The 17,598-nt window shown below is 67.0% G+C and carries 19 protein-coding genes and 1 pseudogene; 3 read left to right on the plus strand and 17 right to left on the minus strand.

The features are described from left to right. Positions 1–290 precede the first annotated feature (290 nt). The 4 genes from LX14_RS16820 to ettA are packed head-to-tail and all read right to left on the minus strand — an operon-like array spanning position 291 to position 7,840. The gene (locus tag LX14_RS16820) at positions 291–1,007 is read right to left on the minus strand and encodes a DUF8185 domain-containing protein (protein ID WP_253648468.1); all 717 of its coding nucleotides are present in this window, start codon (positions 1,005–1,007) and stop codon (positions 291–293) included. Next, positions 1,004–1,477 carry an acyl-CoA thioesterase gene (locus LX14_RS16825; protein ID WP_253648469.1) on the minus strand — a complete coding sequence of 158 codons (474 nt, stop codon included), beginning with the start codon at positions 1,475–1,477 and terminating at the stop codon, positions 1,004–1,006. Before LX14_RS16825 ends, LX14_RS16820 begins: the two co-directional genes overlap by 4 nt. Further along, complete coding sequence (locus LX14_RS16830) at positions 1,474–6,159, minus strand: NAD-glutamate dehydrogenase (RefSeq protein WP_253648470.1); 4,686 nt, start codon at positions 6,157–6,159, stop codon at positions 1,474–1,476. The genes LX14_RS16825 and LX14_RS16830 overlap by 4 nt, the downstream gene beginning before the upstream one ends. 4 nt (positions 6,160–6,163) lie before the next feature. Beyond that, positions 6,164–7,840: an energy-dependent translational throttle protein EttA gene (ettA, locus tag LX14_RS16835; RefSeq protein WP_253648471.1), complete on the minus strand. Its 1,677-nt coding sequence runs from the start codon at positions 7,838–7,840 to the stop codon at positions 6,164–6,166. Between the two features lie 103 nt (positions 7,841–7,943). Between ettA and LX14_RS16840 the strand changes: the two genes are divergently transcribed. Continuing rightward, positions 7,944–8,132 carry a hypothetical protein gene (locus LX14_RS16840; protein WP_253648472.1) on the plus strand — a complete coding sequence of 63 codons (189 nt, stop codon included), beginning with the start codon at positions 7,944–7,946 and terminating at the stop codon, positions 8,130–8,132. Positions 8,133–8,288: 156 nt separating this feature from the next. Continuing rightward, complete coding sequence (locus LX14_RS20750) at positions 8,289–8,420, plus strand: hypothetical protein (protein ID WP_301283732.1); 132 nt, start codon at positions 8,289–8,291, stop codon at positions 8,418–8,420. Between the two features lie 339 nt (positions 8,421–8,759). On the opposite strand, the gene LX14_RS16845 is transcribed toward LX14_RS20750, so the two are convergent. The 3 genes and pseudogenes from LX14_RS16845 to LX14_RS21065 form a co-directional block, all read right to left on the minus strand. Further along, a complete protein-coding gene (locus tag LX14_RS16845; protein ID WP_253648473.1) occupies positions 8,760–9,539 on the minus strand; it encodes a DUF8168 domain-containing protein in 780 nt (259 codons plus the stop codon). Between the two features lie 42 nt (positions 9,540–9,581). After that, complete coding sequence (locus LX14_RS16850; RefSeq protein ID WP_253648474.1) at positions 9,582–10,262, minus strand: YfgM family protein; 681 nt, start codon at positions 10,260–10,262, stop codon at positions 9,582–9,584. A gap of 195 nt (positions 10,263–10,457) precedes the next feature. Next, positions 10,458–10,616, minus strand: a pseudogene (locus LX14_RS21065) (DUF4236 domain-containing protein); the annotation flags it as partial. A 133-nt stretch (positions 10,617–10,749) separates the two neighbouring features. Here LX14_RS21065 and LX14_RS16855 point away from each other — a divergent pair. Next, a complete protein-coding gene (locus tag LX14_RS16855; RefSeq protein WP_253648475.1) occupies positions 10,750–11,343 on the plus strand; it encodes a hypothetical protein in 594 nt (197 codons plus the stop codon). Positions 11,344–11,580: 237 nt separating this feature from the next. Here the strand turns inward: LX14_RS16855 and LX14_RS16860 are convergent, their stop codons facing one another. The 10 genes from LX14_RS16860 to LX14_RS16900 all read right to left on the minus strand — a co-directional run bounded on the left by LX14_RS16860 (position 11,581) and on the right by LX14_RS16900 (position 17,272). Further along, positions 11,581–11,808 (minus strand): hypothetical protein, encoded by a 228-nt coding sequence (locus tag LX14_RS16860; protein ID WP_253648476.1) that lies wholly within the window; start codon positions 11,806–11,808, stop codon positions 11,581–11,583. 226 nt (positions 11,809–12,034) lie between these two features. Then, positions 12,035–12,856, minus strand: a complete 822-nt coding sequence (locus LX14_RS16865) for an NUMOD4 motif-containing HNH endonuclease (protein ID WP_253648477.1) — start codon at positions 12,854–12,856, stop codon at positions 12,035–12,037. 40 nt (positions 12,857–12,896) lie between these two features. Continuing rightward, positions 12,897–13,145 carry a hypothetical protein gene (locus LX14_RS16870; protein ID WP_253648478.1) on the minus strand — a complete coding sequence of 83 codons (249 nt, stop codon included), beginning with the start codon at positions 13,143–13,145 and terminating at the stop codon, positions 12,897–12,899. Then, positions 13,142–13,795, minus strand: a complete 654-nt coding sequence (locus tag LX14_RS16875) for a hypothetical protein (RefSeq protein WP_253648479.1) — start codon at positions 13,793–13,795, stop codon at positions 13,142–13,144. The genes LX14_RS16870 and LX14_RS16875 overlap by 4 nt, the downstream gene beginning before the upstream one ends. A gap of 119 nt (positions 13,796–13,914) precedes the next feature. Next, positions 13,915–14,301 carry a hypothetical protein gene (locus LX14_RS16880; RefSeq protein WP_253648480.1) on the minus strand — a complete coding sequence of 129 codons (387 nt, stop codon included), beginning with the start codon at positions 14,299–14,301 and terminating at the stop codon, positions 13,915–13,917. A gap of 175 nt (positions 14,302–14,476) precedes the next feature. Next, positions 14,477–14,713, minus strand: coding sequence for a hypothetical protein (locus tag LX14_RS16885; protein ID WP_253648481.1), 237 nt, complete (start codon positions 14,711–14,713; stop codon positions 14,477–14,479). Between the two features lie 1,123 nt (positions 14,714–15,836). Continuing rightward, the gene (locus tag LX14_RS16890) at positions 15,837–16,250 is read right to left on the minus strand and encodes a hypothetical protein (RefSeq protein ID WP_253648482.1); all 414 of its coding nucleotides are present in this window, start codon (positions 16,248–16,250) and stop codon (positions 15,837–15,839) included. Continuing rightward, a complete protein-coding gene (locus tag LX14_RS16895; protein WP_253648483.1) occupies positions 16,250–16,507 on the minus strand; it encodes a hypothetical protein in 258 nt (85 codons plus the stop codon). The genes LX14_RS16890 and LX14_RS16895 overlap by 1 nt, the downstream gene beginning before the upstream one ends. A gap of 243 nt (positions 16,508–16,750) precedes the next feature. Next, the gene (locus LX14_RS21070) at positions 16,751–16,915 is read right to left on the minus strand and encodes a helix-turn-helix domain-containing protein (RefSeq protein ID WP_372505416.1); all 165 of its coding nucleotides are present in this window, start codon (positions 16,913–16,915) and stop codon (positions 16,751–16,753) included. A gap of 84 nt (positions 16,916–16,999) precedes the next feature. Next, complete coding sequence (locus LX14_RS16900; RefSeq protein WP_253648484.1) at positions 17,000–17,272, minus strand: helix-turn-helix domain-containing protein; 273 nt, start codon at positions 17,270–17,272, stop codon at positions 17,000–17,002. Positions 17,273–17,598: the final 326 nt, after the last annotated feature.

Genomic DNA, 17,598 nt, shown 5'->3' on the forward strand with positions numbered 1-17,598 from the left:
CGGGAACCCACCGCCGAGCGTGCACTTGTTCGCGCCGAACGTGCACTTGTTCGCGTCGAACGTGCGGACGATGCCGGCGACGGGTCAGAACTGCTCGTTCGGCGGTATTCACTGCACGGTCGACGGGATCTACTGCACGGTCGACGGGATCTACTGCACGGTCGACGGGATCTACTGCACCCTCGACGAATGGTCTCGGCACGCTCGGCGGCGGGTTCGGCCCGCTCGGCAAGTGGTTTCGGCCCACTCGGCGAGGTGGACCAGAGTCGGTGATCGGTAGTCGGCGGGAATCAGATCGGGGTGAGCGGGATGGACGCCGCACGGCGGAAGCACACCGACCCGAAGCGGGCGTCGAGGCGTGCCCACGTGGCCGTCGCGCGGACCCGCACCGGCTCGGCGGGGTCGATCGACTCGACCGGTGTGGTGCCGGTGACCATCCGGCCGTCGGCGTCGGTGACGAAGCCCATCGCCGTGACCGCGAACACCGCGCGCATGGGCACCCCGACGACGACTCCGTCGTCACCGCCCCCCGTCACGTCGAGGACGGTCTGCTCCAGCAGGGACGGTGGCGGACCCTGCGGCCCGCTCTCGGTCCGCGCCACCTCCGCCCCTTCCCGGGACAGTGCGACGACGGTCCGCGCGGGGACGTCGTCGACGTGGACGAAGCCCGTGTCGGGCGGCAGCGCACCCCACTCCCACGCGCTCGGCATGGAGAACCCCGGGTCGATGCGGGCCGGACCCGCCGGACCGTCGAGGGGCGATCGCGGCGGTGGTGGCGTGCGCAACGCGGTGACCAGGGCCGTGGCGTCGTGGACGACGTCGGGGTCGTCGAGTCCGATGCGCACCGACCGGGTGGCGAGGACGTCGAACGGGGTGCGTACCCACACACCGACAGCCCCGTCGGGCCGGCGGCGGAGACGGACGACGCACGTCTCGTCCAGCGATCGCGCGCGGGACACGAACGCCGAGAGGTCGTAGCGGTCCATGAGGTCCGGGAGGTCGATCATCGGGCCCGCAGACCGGGGGTGCGCGCGTCGGGGCGGAGGAACTCGCGGAGGTAGTCCTTCTCGGCGTCGGTCATCCGACGGGGAGCCTGGGTGTCGATGTCGAACGACACGAGCTGCGTGGTCGCCACGACGGACGGTTTCGCGTCCGGCGGACCCGCCGCCGGGCGGACCTCATACCCGACCGTGAAGTCGGCGGCGCGGACCGCGGTGGTGAACATCGTGACGTCGATGGGCGTGTCCTCGTGCCGGATCTGTCCCTGGTAGCGGACGTGGAGATCGGCCAGCAGGCATCCGGCGCGCATGTCCCGGGTGGGCCGGCCCTCGACGAACAGCCACGGGATCCGCGCCTCCTCGAGCAACGTCACCATCCGGGCGTGGTTGACGTGTGCGAAGACGTCCATGTCCGACCAGCGGATCGGCACGGACACGACGAACCCTCGATCGGTGCGCCGTCCCTGGTCCTCGCTCATCGGAGGATGCTCCGGAGGGCACGTGCCGCGACGGACAACGTCGCGAGGTCGTGATGGCCCGACGCCGCGATCTCCTCCAGCGTGCTCTGCGCACGGGTCAGACGGCTCGCCGTGTGCACCCGCCACTCCGCGATCTTCTCCTCTGCGGTCTCGTCGGGTTCACCGATCTCCGCCACCGTGAGGGTGATCGACCGCATCACGGCGAACAGGTCGTCCCGCAGCGCGAGACGCGCCAGCGACTGCCAGCGATCCCCGGAGTCGAGCCCCGACACCGCCGTCAGCAGTTCCTCGACACCGAGGAAGTCCATGACCGCGAAGTAGAGCTCCCCCACCTCCCGTTCGTCCCGGTCTGCGATCTCGGCCGCGTCGACGATGTCGAGCAGGCAGAACCAGTGCAGGCACCCGGCCACGGTGTCGACCACCGGTCCGGACGCCCCCATCTCGGAGAGGTGCCGCGCGGCCTCGTCGACCTCGCCGCGGGATCCCTCGCCGAGCCACGACGCCAGGTGGGGCCGCAGCGCCTCCACCCGCCGTGCGTACCGGGTGATCTCGGCGGAGACGGCCAGCGGTTGCGGACGGGTGGCGAGGAACCACCGGGACGCCCGGAAGAGCAGCCGCCGCCATCGGACGACCATCTCGTCGACGGCCGCGATCGGGGCGTCCGCGGTGACGATGTCCTGCCACAGGTCGTCGAGTCCGAAGATCTCCGACACCACCACGAACGCGCGGACGGCGTCGGTCTCCGATGCCCCCGACCCCTCGGTGAGCGAGAAGATGTGTTCCAGGCCCGCCGAATCCACGATGTCGTTGACGAGGGTGGTCACGACGATCTGGCGTCGCAGGCGATGCCGCCGGATGCCCTCGGCGAACCGGTTGCGCAGCGGCTCCGGGAAATAGGACGACAGTCGTTCGTCGAAGACGTCGTTGTCGGGCAGATCACCGGTCAGCAGTTCGGATTTCACGGCCAGCTTGACGTGCGCCATGGTGGTCGCGAGTTCCGGTGACGTGAGCCCGGTGCGGGTGCGGTCGGGACCGCGGCGCGCCAGCGAGCGCGCGGTCGGCAGCACCTCGAGCTCGAGATCGACCCCGTGGTGCCGGGCGAGGTGCCGCAGCAGCCGCACGTGGACCTCGGCCATGTCGGCGGCCTGTGCCCGCGCGATGCCCACCGCCGTGTTCTGGGCGATGTTGTCCGCCAACACCAGTCGCGCGACCTCATCGGTCATCGACGCGAGCAACGTGTCCCGGTCGTCGGTGTCGAGATCGCCCGCTGCGACAGCCGCGTCGAGCAGGATCTTGATGTTCACCTCGTGGTCGGAGCAGTCGACGCCGGCCGAGTTGTCGAGGGCGTCGCTGTTGATGCGGCCCCCGTGCAGGTCGAACTCGACCCGACCCCGTTCGGTGACGCCGAGGTTGCCGCCCTCGCCGATCACCCGCGCACGCACGGCCGGCGCATCCACGCGGATCGGGTCGTTCGCCTTGTCTCCCACATCCGCGTGGCTCTCGGTGCTCGCCTTGACGTAGGTCCCGATGCCGCCGTTCCACAGCAGATCGACCGGCGCCGAGAGGATGGCTGTGATCAGCTCGGGCGGGCTCAGCGTCTCGACGCCGTTGTCGATCCCCAGCGCGGCCCGCATCTGCACGCTGACGGGGATGGTCTTGGCCTCCCGAGACCAGACACCGCCGCCGTCGGAGATGGTGGAGGTGTCGTAGTCCGCCCATGAGGACCGTGCCAGCGCGAACAGACGTCGCCGCTGCGCTGTCGCGGCGGCGCGGTCCGGTGTCGGGTCGACGAACACGTGGCGGTGGTCGAATGCGGCGACCAGCCCGATGTGGTCGGAGAGCAGCATGCCGTTGCCGAACACGTCGCCGGACATGTCACCGATCCCGACGACCGTGAAATCGTCAATGTCGACGTCGATCTCGATCTCCCGGAAGTGACGGCGCACCGATTCCCACGCGCCGCGGGCGGTGATCCCCATCGCCTTGTGGTCGTACCCGACGGATCCACCGGAGGCGAAGGCGTCGCCCAGCCAGAAGCCGTGGTCCGCGGCGACCTCGTTGGCGATGTCGGAGAACTGCGCTGTGCCCTTGTCGGCGGCGACCACGAGGTACGTGTCGTCGCCGTCCCGACGAACGAGACCGGCTGCGGGACGGACGGACCCGTCGGGTGCGACGTCGTCGGTGAGGTCGAGCAGGGCGGAGATGAACTCGCGATAGCAGGCGACGCCCGCGGCGCGCGTCGCCTCCCGGTCGGCCGCCGGGTCACCGGTCGGGACGGGCGGACGACGCACGACGAAGCCACCTTTGGCCCCGACGGGGACGATGACGGCGTTCTTCACGGCCTGCGCCTTGACGAGACCGAGGATCTCGGTGCGGAAGTCCTCGGCGCGGTCCGACCAGCGGATCCCGCCGCGCGCCACTGCACCGAACCGCAGATGCACGCCCTCCACGCGGGGCGAGTACACGTAGATCTCGCGGTGCGGCCGCGGCTGCGGGGCCTGGGGCAACTCGTCCGGGACGAGTTTGACCGCCAGCGCCCGTCGCAACACGCCCTCGGTGAAGAAGTTGGTGCGCACGGTCGCCCCGATGAGGTCGACGAAGGCCGACACGATGCGGTCGGCGTCGAGGCTGATCACCTCACCGGACAGGGCCGTGACCCGTTCGGTCGCCGCGTCGCGTGCCGCGTCGTCGGCCCGGGCGGGGTCGAACGTGGTCTCGAGCAGCTCGATCAACGCCTCCGCCAAGTCGGCGTGGTCACCGAGCACCGTCGCGACACGGCGCGCGCTGTAGGCGAAGCCGCACTGGCGCAGGTAGTTCGCGTACGCGCGGAACATGACGATGGACCGCCAGTCCAGCCGGGTCCGGACGACGAGCTCGTTGAACTCGTCGACCTCGGCGATCCCCGACCACAGGTGCGCGAACGCATCGGTGAAGCGGTGCTGCAGATCGTCCCGACCGCGCTCGCTGACGGTCAGCCCACCGGCCGGTACCAACGTGAACTCGTAGATCCAGCAGTCGATCCCGTCCGGACGGGTCACCGCGAGAGGCTGCTCGTCGAGCACGTCGACGCCCAGACTCTGGATCATCGGCAACACTGCGGTCAACGACGCCGACCGCCCACAGAGGTAGAGGTCGAACGTCCACCGCTCGGCGCTGTCCGCGTGGCGTGCCAGACGGACGTCGAAACCGCCCGGCTCGAGCGCCGACAGCACGGCAGCATCGGCGAGCGCGGTGCGCGGATCGCGCTGGTCCTTGTACGCCTGCGACAGCACCGCCGCGTACGCCGCAGCGGTAGGGGCGTCGACAGCCGTCTCCCCGAGACCCGCGACAGCGCAAAGGTTCTCGTCCCAACTGCGGGCGGCGTCGGCGAGTTCGGATTCGATGGCGCGGCGGAGGTCGGCGTCGATCTCGACCTGCGCCGCATCGGTGCCGTCACCGCCGGTGCGCATCAGGACGTGGATGGCGGCCAGTGGGGCATCGGTGATCCGCGCGGAGTACTCCACATCCTGTCCGCCGAGCCGGTCGGCGAGGTGGTGCTGCATGGTGGCCCGGAGCCGGGTGGTGTACCGGTCCCGCGGGAGGTGGATCTGCGCGCTCACGATCCCCGAGTCCGGGTCGGACCGCAGGAACACCCGTACCTCACGCGCGGTCACCGCCTCGAGCGCCTCGGCGAGGTCGTGTGCCAGCGCCGCCGGGTCGGCCGAGAAGAGATCGGTACGGGGATGGTTCTGGAGCAACTCCACCATCGTGGCGCCCGAATACGAGTCAGGTTGCACCGCGGCGTGTTCCAGGGTGCGGCGAACCACGGCACGCACCACCGGGATCGTCGTCACGTCGGCGCTGACCCCCGCCGTCGTGAACACACCGACCACGGCCAGTCTCGTCCGGTGTCCGGACTCACCGGTCACCATACGGACGACCGTGGGGTAGTCGGTCCGGTGGACGCCGGCCGGGAGATGCATCCACCCGACCGTGACACCCGGCGCCCCGTCCGGTCGAGCGCCTGGACGGGGCACGTCGGGATCGGCGAAGACGCCGAGTGCCGTCGTCCATCCCTCGTCGTCGGCGTACGAGAACACGACGCCCAGGGGCTGGAAGTGCCTGTCCTGCAGCCAGTGCAGGAGTGCGGAGTTCTCGTCGTCGGCCGGGAGTCCCTGCGTCGCCGCACCGAGCGCGTCCGCCATCGCGCGGGAGTCGTCGTGCACGGCGACCACACGAGCGATCACCGCGCGCGTGGCGTCCCGGAGCGGCGCGGCCTCCTCGACCTCGACCCCTCCCACCTCCAGGCAGATCCACGACTCGCGGATGGCCGACCCGTCGCCGGGGCCGTCGGCACTCACGAAGCGCAGCGTCCCGTCGGCGTCGCGGCGTACCCACAGGATCGGGTGGTCGACGCGGTCGACCGTGTGGCCGCCGCGCTCCACCGCACCGACGGCGGCCTCGACCAGGAACGGTTGGTCCTCCACCACGATCAGGACCGCGCAGCCGCCGCCGGGTGTGGCGACGACCTCGACCACCTGCTCGCCCGGTGCCCGCGTCTGCGCCACCGCGAGGTGTTCGCGCACGCGGTCCCGGTCGAACGACGACGTCGAGTCCGCACGCCGGGACGCACGCGCGTCGTAGCTGCGCGCCACCTCCGCGGGGCTGACCGTCGTACCGACCTCCCCGGGCGCGCGGCTCATGGCGTCAGTCCCGGGTGAGCTTGCGGTGGGTCACCGAGTGCGGACGGGCGGCGTCGGCGCCGAGGCGCTCGACCTTGTTGGCCTCGTAGGCCTCGAAGTTGCCCTCGAACCAGAACCACTGCCCCTCGGAGACGTTGCCCTCCCACGCGAGGATGTGGGTGCAGGTGCGGTCGAGGAACCACCGGTCGTGCGAGATCACCACGGCGCAGCCGGGGAACGTGTCGAGCGCGTTCTCCAGCGAGCTGAGGGTCTCGACGTCGAGGTCGTTGGTGGGCTCGTCGAGCAGGATCAGGTTGCCGCCCTCCTTGAGGGTCAGCGCCAGGTTCAGCCGGTTGCGCTCACCACCGGAGAGCACCTCGGCCTTCTTCTGCTGGTCGGGGCCCTTGAACCCGAAAGCGCTCACGTAGGCGCGCGACGGCATCTCGTTCTGGCCGACCTCGATGAAGTCCAGCCCGTCGGAGACGACCTCCCAGACGTTCTTCTTCGGGTCGATGTTGGCGCGGTTCTGGTCGACGTAGCTCAGCTTGACCGTGTCACCGACCTTGACCGTCCCGGAGTCCGGCGACTCGAGGCCGACGATGGTCTTGAACAGCGTGGTCTTGCCGACGCCGTTGGGGCCGATGACGCCGACGATGCCGTTGCGGGGCAACGTGAACGACAGGTCCTTGATGAGCACGCGGCCGTCGAAACCCTTGTCGAGGTTCTTGACCTCGACCACCACGTCGCCCAGGCGGGGCGGCGTCGGGATCTGGATCTCCTCGAAGTCGAGCTTGCGCATCTTGTCGGCCTCGGCAGCCATCTCCTCGTAGCGTCCGAGGCGCGCCTTGTTTTTCGTCTGCCGGGCCTTGGACCCCGAGCGGACCCAGGCGAGCTCCTCCTTCAGGCGGCGCTGCAGCTTCTGGTCTTTCTTGCCCTGGACCTCGAGACGCTCGGCCTTCTTCTCGAGGTAGGTGGAGTAGTTGCCCTCGTAGGGGTGCAGCTTGCCGCGGTCGACCTCGCAGATCCAGCCGGCGACGTGGTCGAGGAAGTACCGGTCGTGGGTGACGGCGAGGACGGCGCCGGGGTAGGCGGCGAGGAACTGCTCGAGCCACAGGACGCTCTCCGCGTCGAGGTGGTTGGTGGGCTCGTCGAGCAGCAGCAGGTCGGGCTTCTGCAGCAGCAGCTTGCACAGCGCGACGCGACGCTTCTCACCGCCGGAGAGGTGGGTGACGGGCTCGTCGGCGGGCGGGCAGCGCAGCGCGTCCATGGCCTGTTCGAGCTGGGAGTCGAGGTCCCAGGCGTCGGCGTGGTCGAGCGCCTCCTGGAGCTTGCCCATCTCCTCCATCAGCTCGTCGGAGTAATCGGTCGCCATCAATTCGGCGATCTCGTTGAAACGGTCGAGGTCCTCCTTGACCTTGCCCATCCCCTCCTCGACGTTCTGACGGACCGTCTTCTCCTCGTTGAGGCGCGGCTCCTGCATGAGGATGCCGACGGTGGCGTTGGGGTCGAGGAACGCCTCACCGTTGGACGGCTGGTCGATGCCGGCCATGATCTTGAGGATCGACGACTTGCCGGCGCCGTTGGGTCCGACGACGCCGATCTTGGCCCCGGGGTAGAACGACATGGTGACGTCGTCCAGGATCACCTTGTCGCCGTGCGCTTTCCGCACCTTCTTCATGGTGTAGATAAATTGCTCAGACATCGCCCGTCCTAACCTGGCTGTTTGCGGCTATCTGCGCCTGTAGCTCCCCCAGACCTCCCACCAATGGGAGGCGGGAACACTCCGAGGTCAGGGAGCTACGCGCATGCATCGTCCACCACTCTATCGGCGCGTCTGCGAGTCGTTGGCCGGCGTCTGCTCGCCCAGCCACGAGCAGGTCGCCAAGCGTCGCCAGGTGGCGGGCGCGGTCCTCACCGTCACGTTCTGCGTCGCCCTGTACGGAGGCACGTACGGTCTCGCGGCGCTGCTCGTCGTGCTGGGCTTCCACGCATGAGGATCAGCAACGAAGTCGTGGACGACCTGACCTTGCGCACTGGTCTTCTCTGGGACCCGCTTCCCCGTGGCGAGATCATCACCACCCGCACGCACGACGGCATCGACGTGTGGGTGGGGTCCGAGGAGTGCCGTCGTCCCGGTCTCGTGCGTTGTGATGGCCCGCCTGGACGACGAGGCGCGGTCGATCGAGGAGTGCGTAGTCCTGGAGGGCGCCGGGTGGACGGTGCAGCAGTGGGCTGGTGCCGTCGAAGAAGCCCTCATCCTGTTGCGGGCACTGTGCGCATGAGCGCCTCGCAGAGAGCCGCCCCCGTAGTTGCCACACCCGTTGTCGCGGAACGACTTCTGGGCCGTATCCGGCGCTCTCAGGGGGTGATACGCGGCCACTAGCCCCCGCACGACGTCGCTCCTGCACAGCCCGACGGAAACCGGCTGACGTGCCGTCACCACAGTCCCCCAACTCATCGACCATCCGGCACGTGGTCACCCAACGCGTCACCTGATCAGTGACGTGTTGGGCATAGCGCATCCCACCGCACCCCTGCCAGGTGCGGCGATGCGGCGCGGGTTGACCACCGTGGGGACGGGTAGGGGCGAATGCCCGGTGGAGGGGTCAGGACGGAACGAACTACACGTCGAACTCGGGCATTGGTGGTGGCGCGGGCAACGTCGCGACGAACTTCGTGAGCAGGCCTCGGGTGAGTCCGACCGCCTCGTGTCTTTCCCTGAACTCGCTCGCCGTGTCCCCGCCGTGTCGGCGAGCGTTCGCCTGGACGTGCAGGGCCTCAAGAGTCGCCTGGTCTACGTCTAGCGCCGCTCGCAGACGCTCCCACGACTTCTTACGTGCAGCACCGTCGTCGGTTGCCTGCGCGTCGTCAAGGAAGTGGTGCCTCATACTTTCGACCGCCCTGTAGCAGTAGAAGAAGCAGTCGTCGGTGAATCCCATCGCCATCCTGAGGTCGGCTAGGGCGTGTCTCACGTGAGCGTTGGTAACAGCATGACCGAGGTACTGCCCGAGCTGGTCGCCGCTGACTTCATCGTTGTCGGCGATTGACAAGTCGGGCATGGACGGCTTCCCCATGATGAGTGCGTCGCGGCCGTCAATCGATCCGGTTATGAGCTGAATGGTCAGCGGGGCAGCGAGACAGAACCCGAGGGCGTCCAGGACGCTCATGACGACTGCGTCCGTGTCGTACCAAAGCCTGGATACGAAACCCGCGACGTCTGAACCGACCTCCGGGGGTTCCTTGACTACGGCTCGAACGCTGAAGGTCGAATTCATCACTGCGATCCGCAGGTCCGTGGTGTCGCGCCGGACGTTCACAGGGCCGTAGAACCGCCAGCTTCCTGATTGCGGGTGGACCACGCCGCCGAAATGGACGACGAGTGGGGCGACCGCGTCAGTCATGCGGGGTTGGCCCCGGTGTCGACAGTCCGAGAATGAACGACCTCACTCTGGCGGCAGCTCATCCATGGCCTCCTCCAAGCCGGGATAGTTCCGGTCACGCTGATACACATTGCGGAAGTACATGCGCGCGGCTGACGCCCCATACGGGGTGACGGCCTCGGTGCGGCCTCTCTCGAATTCGTACAGGTTCCACAACACGGGGTGACCGATCGAGGCGTGAACAGCCATATCGAACGCCATTCGCGCCTCATGGGCCTTGCCCTGCTCCCGGAAGGCGACACCTCGCAAGATCGCGGCCAGCGCCTCCACGGGATCGTTGATCGGTCCAGACAGCCACCGGGTGGCGTGCAGGACACCGTCGTAGTCATCCAGGTTGATCAGACAGAGCGCTTCCAGAGCCACCGTCAGGGGACTGTCCCCGGCGTGGGCCAGGGCCTCGCGCATGGGTTGCCATTCGTGGCGGCGGTTGTGCACGCTCGCCACGAACACGGCAGCGGCGGCGCGGGACACCACCACATGCTGAGGCACGCCCAGGATGTCCAGTGTCAGCACGAACGGGTGGCGGGCGAAGTAGCCCTCGGAATGGGGGCTCGGCGCTGACCGCACCACGGCGGACAGCAGGTTGAACGCCATCGCCTCGTTGCCCGCGATGTCGCGGCGGACACCAAGAACGACATGCGCGGCCTGGCCGAGCTCCGGGTGCTGAAGCCAGTCAGCGAGCACGTCAGGCTTCTTCGCCGACCTCTCGACAACCTTCGCGAACTTCTTCTCATCGCTGCTAGTCGGGTAGGCGGCAGGATCGAGAAAAGGCCCCGAGGTGACCGGGCTACCCGTCGACCCGGGTGCGCTCGGACCGACTGCCGGCTGCGCAGCGGTGGACTGTCGCCCGCGAGACGACGACGTGGTGCGGTACGACAGCCCCGTCCCGGGAACGCCAACCGACGTGGTCCGCTGGCCCTTCGTATTCAGAGTGACTCGTGCCCCAGGCACCCCGCCCGAGATGCTCGCCGACTTCGCATTCAGGTTCAGCTTGAACCCGCCCCCGAGGTTGATGCTCTTCCGATACCGACCCGTCACTGACGACCTCCCGCGCTGGAGCTACACAACGTGGGAAATCGTACGACCGTATGGACGGCACAGCGCGCTGTTCGCCCCGTGTAGCTCGCTGGACCGACAGACCGCTACCCGCCGCGTCATCTACTGTCCGGCCATGAAACGGACATTGGTCGTTGCCGTCCTCGCGGCCACCGTCAGCACGGCGGCTGCAGGATGCGCCAATGACAGCTCATCGAGCGCGACCAGCCGAGCGTCCACAACGACAGCTGACCCGTTCAGCGACACCTACACGCCCGCCCCAGCGCAAGACATCCCCGGCAAGGTCGTCGTCCGAGGGGTCGATTCCTCCTGCAGGAGCACAACTGGGTCGACTGCTGGAGTGGCCCTGACAGGAGTCGACGTTCACCTCGGTGTGGCGGGTTACGCGGGAACCGCCGCGCGCGTCACCTGGAAGGTCACCACACCCCTACCGACGAACGGCACAGTCCTGCTGTCGCTGCTCGCCGCAAGCCAGGACGGCTCGACTACACGGCAGCTCGGTTGGAAGACGCAGAACGGGCAGCAGGTCTCCTACTTCGTGTTCGAGAGCTACACCCAACGCTCACTGGACGGTTACCCCGACACCCGCGTCCCCAACGAGGTGTCCGGGGTTCTTCCTTCGGGTGATGTGGAGGCCCTCGGCGATAACTGGCACTGGTCGGCCACCCTCAACGTGGACGGCGAGGATGTCGCCGCCTGCCCGGGGTAACGGAAGCGAGCGAACCTGATGCCCATCGGCCCAATCGCACGCCGATGAGTGGTCACTGACACCACCCGAGTCGTCCACCCCATCCGGAGGTACAGGACCACCACTGGCCAGCCGTGCCGTTCCCGCTTGCCCGTCCTCGCACAGAGTTGATGCGCGTTTCACTACGCATCTTCGCGACGCGCACAGAGGGTCTGAGACACCCGTGCCGTCATCGCGACCTGACCACCCCGACCCCAGTCATCGCCGCGACGACTTCGGGACCAGATAGAACTCGTCGCGCATCGACTCAACAGCCTCAGCCAGCTCCCGCGCGATGATCTGCTCGCGCTCCCGCTCGTATTGCTTCACCACAGTGCGCCCGTACGGCGTCGCAGTCGCCGGCCTCCCCGCAAGGCGCATCCCGTACAGACCCAGGGCGATGAACGCCACAACGCCACCGACGAACATCCAGAACAGGAACACCATGACGAACTCCTCTGACTCACCCAACGACCCGATAACACTCATCGTCACAGACACGGGAGCACAACGTCAAGCGTTGTCCAACAACGTATTTCGAGGTTCCACACAGAATTCTACGCCCCACCCTGGGGGGTATCCCTTCGCCGGGAAAGCGGTCCATATCCACACCACCAGCACCCTTTTCTCACGGCCCGAAATCTGTACGGGGTAAATGGCCGATTGCTGGCTCTCAGTTGCTTCCTGCGGGCCGTTTGGGGGCGTCTGGTGTATTGGTTCGCCCCGGTTCGGGAGAATCGATCTGAGGGCGTTTCCGGTCGTCCTGGCATGCACGGCATAACCGGGTCAGTTGTGGTGTCCAGTAGGTGTTTTCGGGTGTCATCTCGTGTCGCCCGCTTCGACAACGGGTCTGTTGCGCAAGGCTGCGACCGTGGCGTGACTTCAAGCGCTCGCGATCAGCGTGGGTGCCCCATCGGAGGTTGTTGTGGTCGTTGTTGGTCGGGTCGCCGTCGAGGTGCAGGGCGAGCCTGCCTGACGGGCATGGTCCTGTGTGTGCGGTCAGTACGAGGCGGGCCACGGCCTGGAAGCTGCGTCCCCCGCTGTCGCGAGACAGACAGACTTCGGCCCGTCCCCCGTTACGGCATCGTGGAGTCAGGATTCGGTCGCCTCTACGGACCCGGCCACGAGTCGAGACCTCGTAGCGGGGGAAGTTGGGCACGGTTGCCCACTGTTCGGTCATGCTCATCTCCAGATAGACGACGAGACCCCCGCCAGCGGTGAGCTGAGCGGGGGTCAGGTTGTCAGGGGTCGGTGGGTTCTCGAACGTCTCCGGGTCGTTCTCCGCGACGAACTTGGCGTCACGCACGGAGCGCCCGGAAACCTGGAACAGGTCGCCAGCCTCGTCCGACGCTTGCGGCTTACATTCAGGCAAAGTTTCCTGAATGTCGGTCCGCGCACCCTGTCGCTTCTTCGCTTCTTCCGCGAACACCTTCTCGTACTCGACTGCGATAGCTGCCCGCTGAGAAGCCGACAGATGACGACGGTTGTGCGGCATTCGTCAGGTGCGGGCCTTCTCCGCCCCTCCACCCACCCACTCAGGCCCGCGAGTCCGGATGTCGCTCGCGCCACTCCTGCACATGTGGTGGACGTGCAGTCCGCGATCGGGGCGTATTGGGCGCCTTGATGGTGTGCCGGTCGATCGCAGCGACTTCGGCGTCGATTTCTGCGACTTCTTGAGCCGTCAACGTGTGGATGACGCGGTCGAGTGACTCGCCCTCGGAAACTTCGTCGCGCTCGGCGATCCGGGCGTCGGCCTCGGCCACGGCGTCATCGACGCGGGTCACGCGAACACCAGCTCTCCGGCACGATGGGCGGCGATCACGGCCTGGACTTCGTCGCGGCTGGCGGGGACGTACGGCTCGGAACGCAGCTCCTCCACCAGGACCGTGCGCTTCTCGGTGTCGCTCGACGGCGTCTGCCGGAACCCACCGCGCACCACCTTGTTCGGCGGTCGCCGGAACCTGAACGCCCATCGGTCCGTGTCCGTGGGTTTGGGACCGGCGAGCAAGTTGTCTGCCCGAAGGGCCGACACAAGGCGATCGATAGCGGCGTACTCGGCGGCAGCGGACCGCAGGGCCGACCACTCGCCCACTCGACTGGCAGCGATTGCCTCCTCGGCGTTCGTGATCCCGGTGAGTGCGTCAGCGGCGGCGATACCGTCAGCAGCGACCCGCGCGAGTGCATCGGTGAGGACTTCCGGAATAGAACGAACTCCGTCGAGGACGATGGCCTTCGCGGCGGCGACGTGCAGTCGCCAGACGGCGAGTGCCAGGTCATGAACATCCTTGTCGGCGGCGAGCTTCGTCGCGGCGGCGGTGAGCTTCTCCGATGTCACGTCACCGTGCGCGATCGTGGCGGCGGACGTGGCGATGGCGTCCGCGCGGCGCGCCTCGATGCCCGCGACCGTGACGTTGGCCTCCTCGGCCTGCGCCATGTGCTCCTGAAGCGATTGGTAGTCCTCGGACGCGATGACGCCGAGGGCCGCGAACTCGTCCGCGTAGTCCTCGATGAACCGCCGAGTCTTGTCGTCAGTATGAGTGATGGTGTTCAGGATCATGATGTTTCCTCGGAAGTCTGGTGGGTGCTCAGCACCCAAATACCCGGTGCGGGTTGGTGTTTGCGAAGTTCGTCCAGTTCACCCGGCAGGAAGATGTCCCCGTTGAAATCACCGTTCACCAGCGTGGCCTGGAAGGTTCCGGCCATGTTCGAGAGGTAGCGATCAGGGTTGGTGAAGATGCGACGGGCAGCGGCGAGAACCACGGTGACCACAGCGTCGGGAACCTTCGTAGGGTCCGTCCACGCCTGCTCGGCGACCGATCGCGCACGAGCGGACACATCGACTAGCGCTGATTCCGCGCGGACGTAGTCAGGGGTCTCAGGGTCGAACGTGCGGCCCAGACGAGCAGCTAGGGCGTCGATGGTTGCGAGTGGTGTGGTCATCGGCCCTCCAATCGCTCAGCGGCATCGACAAGTGCATCGGCGAGAGCCGTCAGGGAGTCGACCGGCACCAGGACCGACGATCGAGGGTTCTGCCGGACGCGAACGACGACGCCCATCACGGGATGTCGGTCGCGCACGATCTCTAGGACAGGGTCGCCGGCGGGGGTTGAGACGATCACTGCGCTTCCGCCTGATGCCAGGCGCGGCGCTGCTCGCGTAGTTCCGCCCGATCGACCAACGCATCCGCGAGGGGCACCACGAGGGGCCAGGGGATGCGGACGAACCGCTCGTCACCGTCCCGGCTGCGAGTAATCACCTTCACGTGCCCGCCCTTGCCCGACCGCGTGCGGAGGTCCACGGTGACCTGGAAGTCGCCCGAGTGGTGAGTGCCGACCGGCCGCGGTGCGGTCACGCCCGCTGCCATTGGCTCGGGCGAACGACGTCGGGGCGCGGGAACTGCTCGACTCGACCCAGTCTTGGGTCACCGTCCATCAGCAGGTCCACTACGTCGACCAGCGACTCGAACCCTTCCTCGTCCAACCAGACCCAACTAGCTCCCTGGCACACCAGAACCCCGTCCACGCCGCGCCGAGACGAGCGCGACACCCTCACGGGATGGTGGTTACCCGAGACCGCGATCTCGACTTTCGCGCTCATGGCCGAACCCTGCCCGTCAAGATCGCGCACGCGATCACGGACCAAATGAATTCTGTCACTACAGTTCTCGTTCCTCGGCCTGTCCCCGGTAAGGTAATACCGGACTGGTCCGGCTCTGTACTGCACAAACCCGCGTAATAGGGCCTGGCTTCGCTTCCGAGCGGCTAAACCCCCGCTCGTGGGTAAACTTGTCGAACCAACGTCTCCCGTTGCGCCAGCGTCGATCTCAGGGCGTCAGAGCACCCTGTTCCGGTATCGTTCTGGATGGAGGCGGATCGCAGTCCACCTGTGAAGGCGTGGACGACAGACGGCGTCACGGCTCTTGCACCAGCGCCCCGGCCCCACACCGCAGGCCACGCACGAGATGTCCCACACCGACTCTGGCGGGGCCGCTTCGCGGACGAGCACGCGTACTCCTCCCTGACGGTGCCAGGCGACCTCCGCCTCTGCTCGTCGTACTGCCCTGGTCGAATCCGTCATCCCCATCGCACTGGAACTTGGATCGGGGCGTGGCGGTCGGCTGGCTACTGGGACGCGTTGCGGGACGCGATCTTCCATCCCTGCCTTGCGTACGGCGTTCGGGGTCAACATCGAGATCCCTCGAAGTTGTCGACTTCAGGTCATTGCGCACTGTCCACTCGCTGACGCCGATGGCCTCAGCGACACCGACGTTGCTCATGTTCTGCGCAAGCTGCTCGACCACCGCAGGCCGCTGCTCCCGCGACGGGAGGCGGAACCCGTCCAACCCAGAGCGCCCTCAGATGAGGCACCAGACTCCCGGACGACGCAGACCCAGAACCATCCGCAACCCAACCCCCGACATGAGATTCTAAAAGGGCGCGATCAAACGCCCTGGTCAGAGAGTTTGGCTTTCCGGATTATCCGGAAACCGTTTCCGGTATTTCCGGAAGAATCTCGCCGTGCTGCACGGACTTGATCAGTCGGTCCACCTCGGCCCGAGCCTTCCGCTGATGAACACGGCAGGGCTTCCACGGGTCCCCGATCCCGCCACCAAACTTCCGCGCCGGTATGACGAGACACGCCGCACACGAGTCGTCGTCCAGATGCCGGTACTTCTTCGCATCTCGGATCGCATCAGAGACCCGGCTTTGCGAGATGCCCAGTGTCTCAGCGATCTCCCCCGGCTGGAACGTCGCGTGGCGATTGGCCTCCGCCTTCCCGCAGGCCAGGTAGAACACCCGCAACCAGACCGCCGGTAAGTCAGCGTTCAGCGCATCTTCAAGACACGCCTTCTGGTACACCCTCAGCCACGGGTTCTGCACCGCCGCCATCAGAACAGCATCCCGTCGTCAGGCGTCCGCACATCCCCGCCGACTGCGAGACCCGCGCCCCGCAGCAGCACCGAGAACAGGTCCGTAGGCCCCTCACACCGAGGCAGCCCCCGAGTGCCACCCCGGTACACCAGACCACGCGGATGCCGGTACAGCTTCACCGACTCGTCGGGTCCGGCACCCCATCCCATCGGGACACCTGTCGCGCCACATTCGGGGCACGTCACCGTGACGCCTGTGCGCAGGTACTTGCTCATGCTGTCCTCAGTCCTTCTCGGTGAGTCGTAGGAGAACCCGGTAACCCTCAGAGGCAGTCAGCTCGCCCGTGATGACACGGCGACGAATGTCTACCGCAACTGCGCGTAATCGATCGGTCCCCACGTTGGGCCGTGCCGCGAAATTGATCTCCAGAACGGCGGTTCCGGCCCCGGCCACTGAGACCAGAGACCGCGCCATGTCCGCGTCACCCGCCAGCGCCGCGACTACCGCCGAACGGTCGTCTACGTCCTCGGAACTGTCAGGTTCTCTACGTCGGTGGTCGAGACCACGAGGATCTTCGGGCCGCGACGACTGGCCGGGAGTCGACCGCTTCGGATGTAGTTTCGAAGCGTGCCGATCGAGAGGCCGGTCGCTACCGACGCCTCCCGTAATGTCATGTAGGTCATGCCGATTCACCCCCTCGTGGTCGTTCATGGCAATTGTTGCAAACTGCTGTAGGCCGACGTTTCCGTTCTTGCGCTTGTTGCCGCTCACGCGATCGCCGCCCGCTCGAACTTCTCCAGGCGATCCAGCGGGAACCGCCACAGGCGACCAAACCGCGCCGCCGGCACCTCCCCCGCCTGAGCCATCTCCCGCACCGTCCGCGCCGCCATCTGCCAACGCTGCGCGACCTGCTCAGCGGTCAGAAACTTCTGCTCGTTGTCCATCTGCTTGCCTTCGTCCTGCGGGCACACGAGTACCCGACGTTCATGGGGATCGGCGTCCTGGACGGGGAGCGCGCGCCTCGCGGTCGTGGCGCTCAACCTCGGTTCCTAGGAGCCAACGAGAACGATAAGCCGTTGAACCGACACATCAACGGTCACGAACGGCCATTCACGCACCCCGAAGACCGTCAGATAGGCGGATCAGATCGGGTGTGTTGTGCTGCTCGACGCCGACCACCGGCAGGTTTGTGAGACCACGGGACGGGTCGTCGGCCCTTCTGACCTTGTGCTCGGGAACGTCGAACTTGTCGAGGTATAGCTTCCCCTAGCTGGCTGTCGCGCAGTAGAACCCGAACGACTTCTATCTTTCTTGATCAGCGGGACGAGCTTGCCGAAGATGTCCCTGCGTTCTCGTGACCGTGCTG

This window comes from Williamsia deligens, assembly GCF_024171765.1.
Taxonomy (GTDB): domain Bacteria; phylum Actinomycetota; class Actinomycetes; order Mycobacteriales; family Mycobacteriaceae; genus Williamsia_A; species Williamsia_A deligens.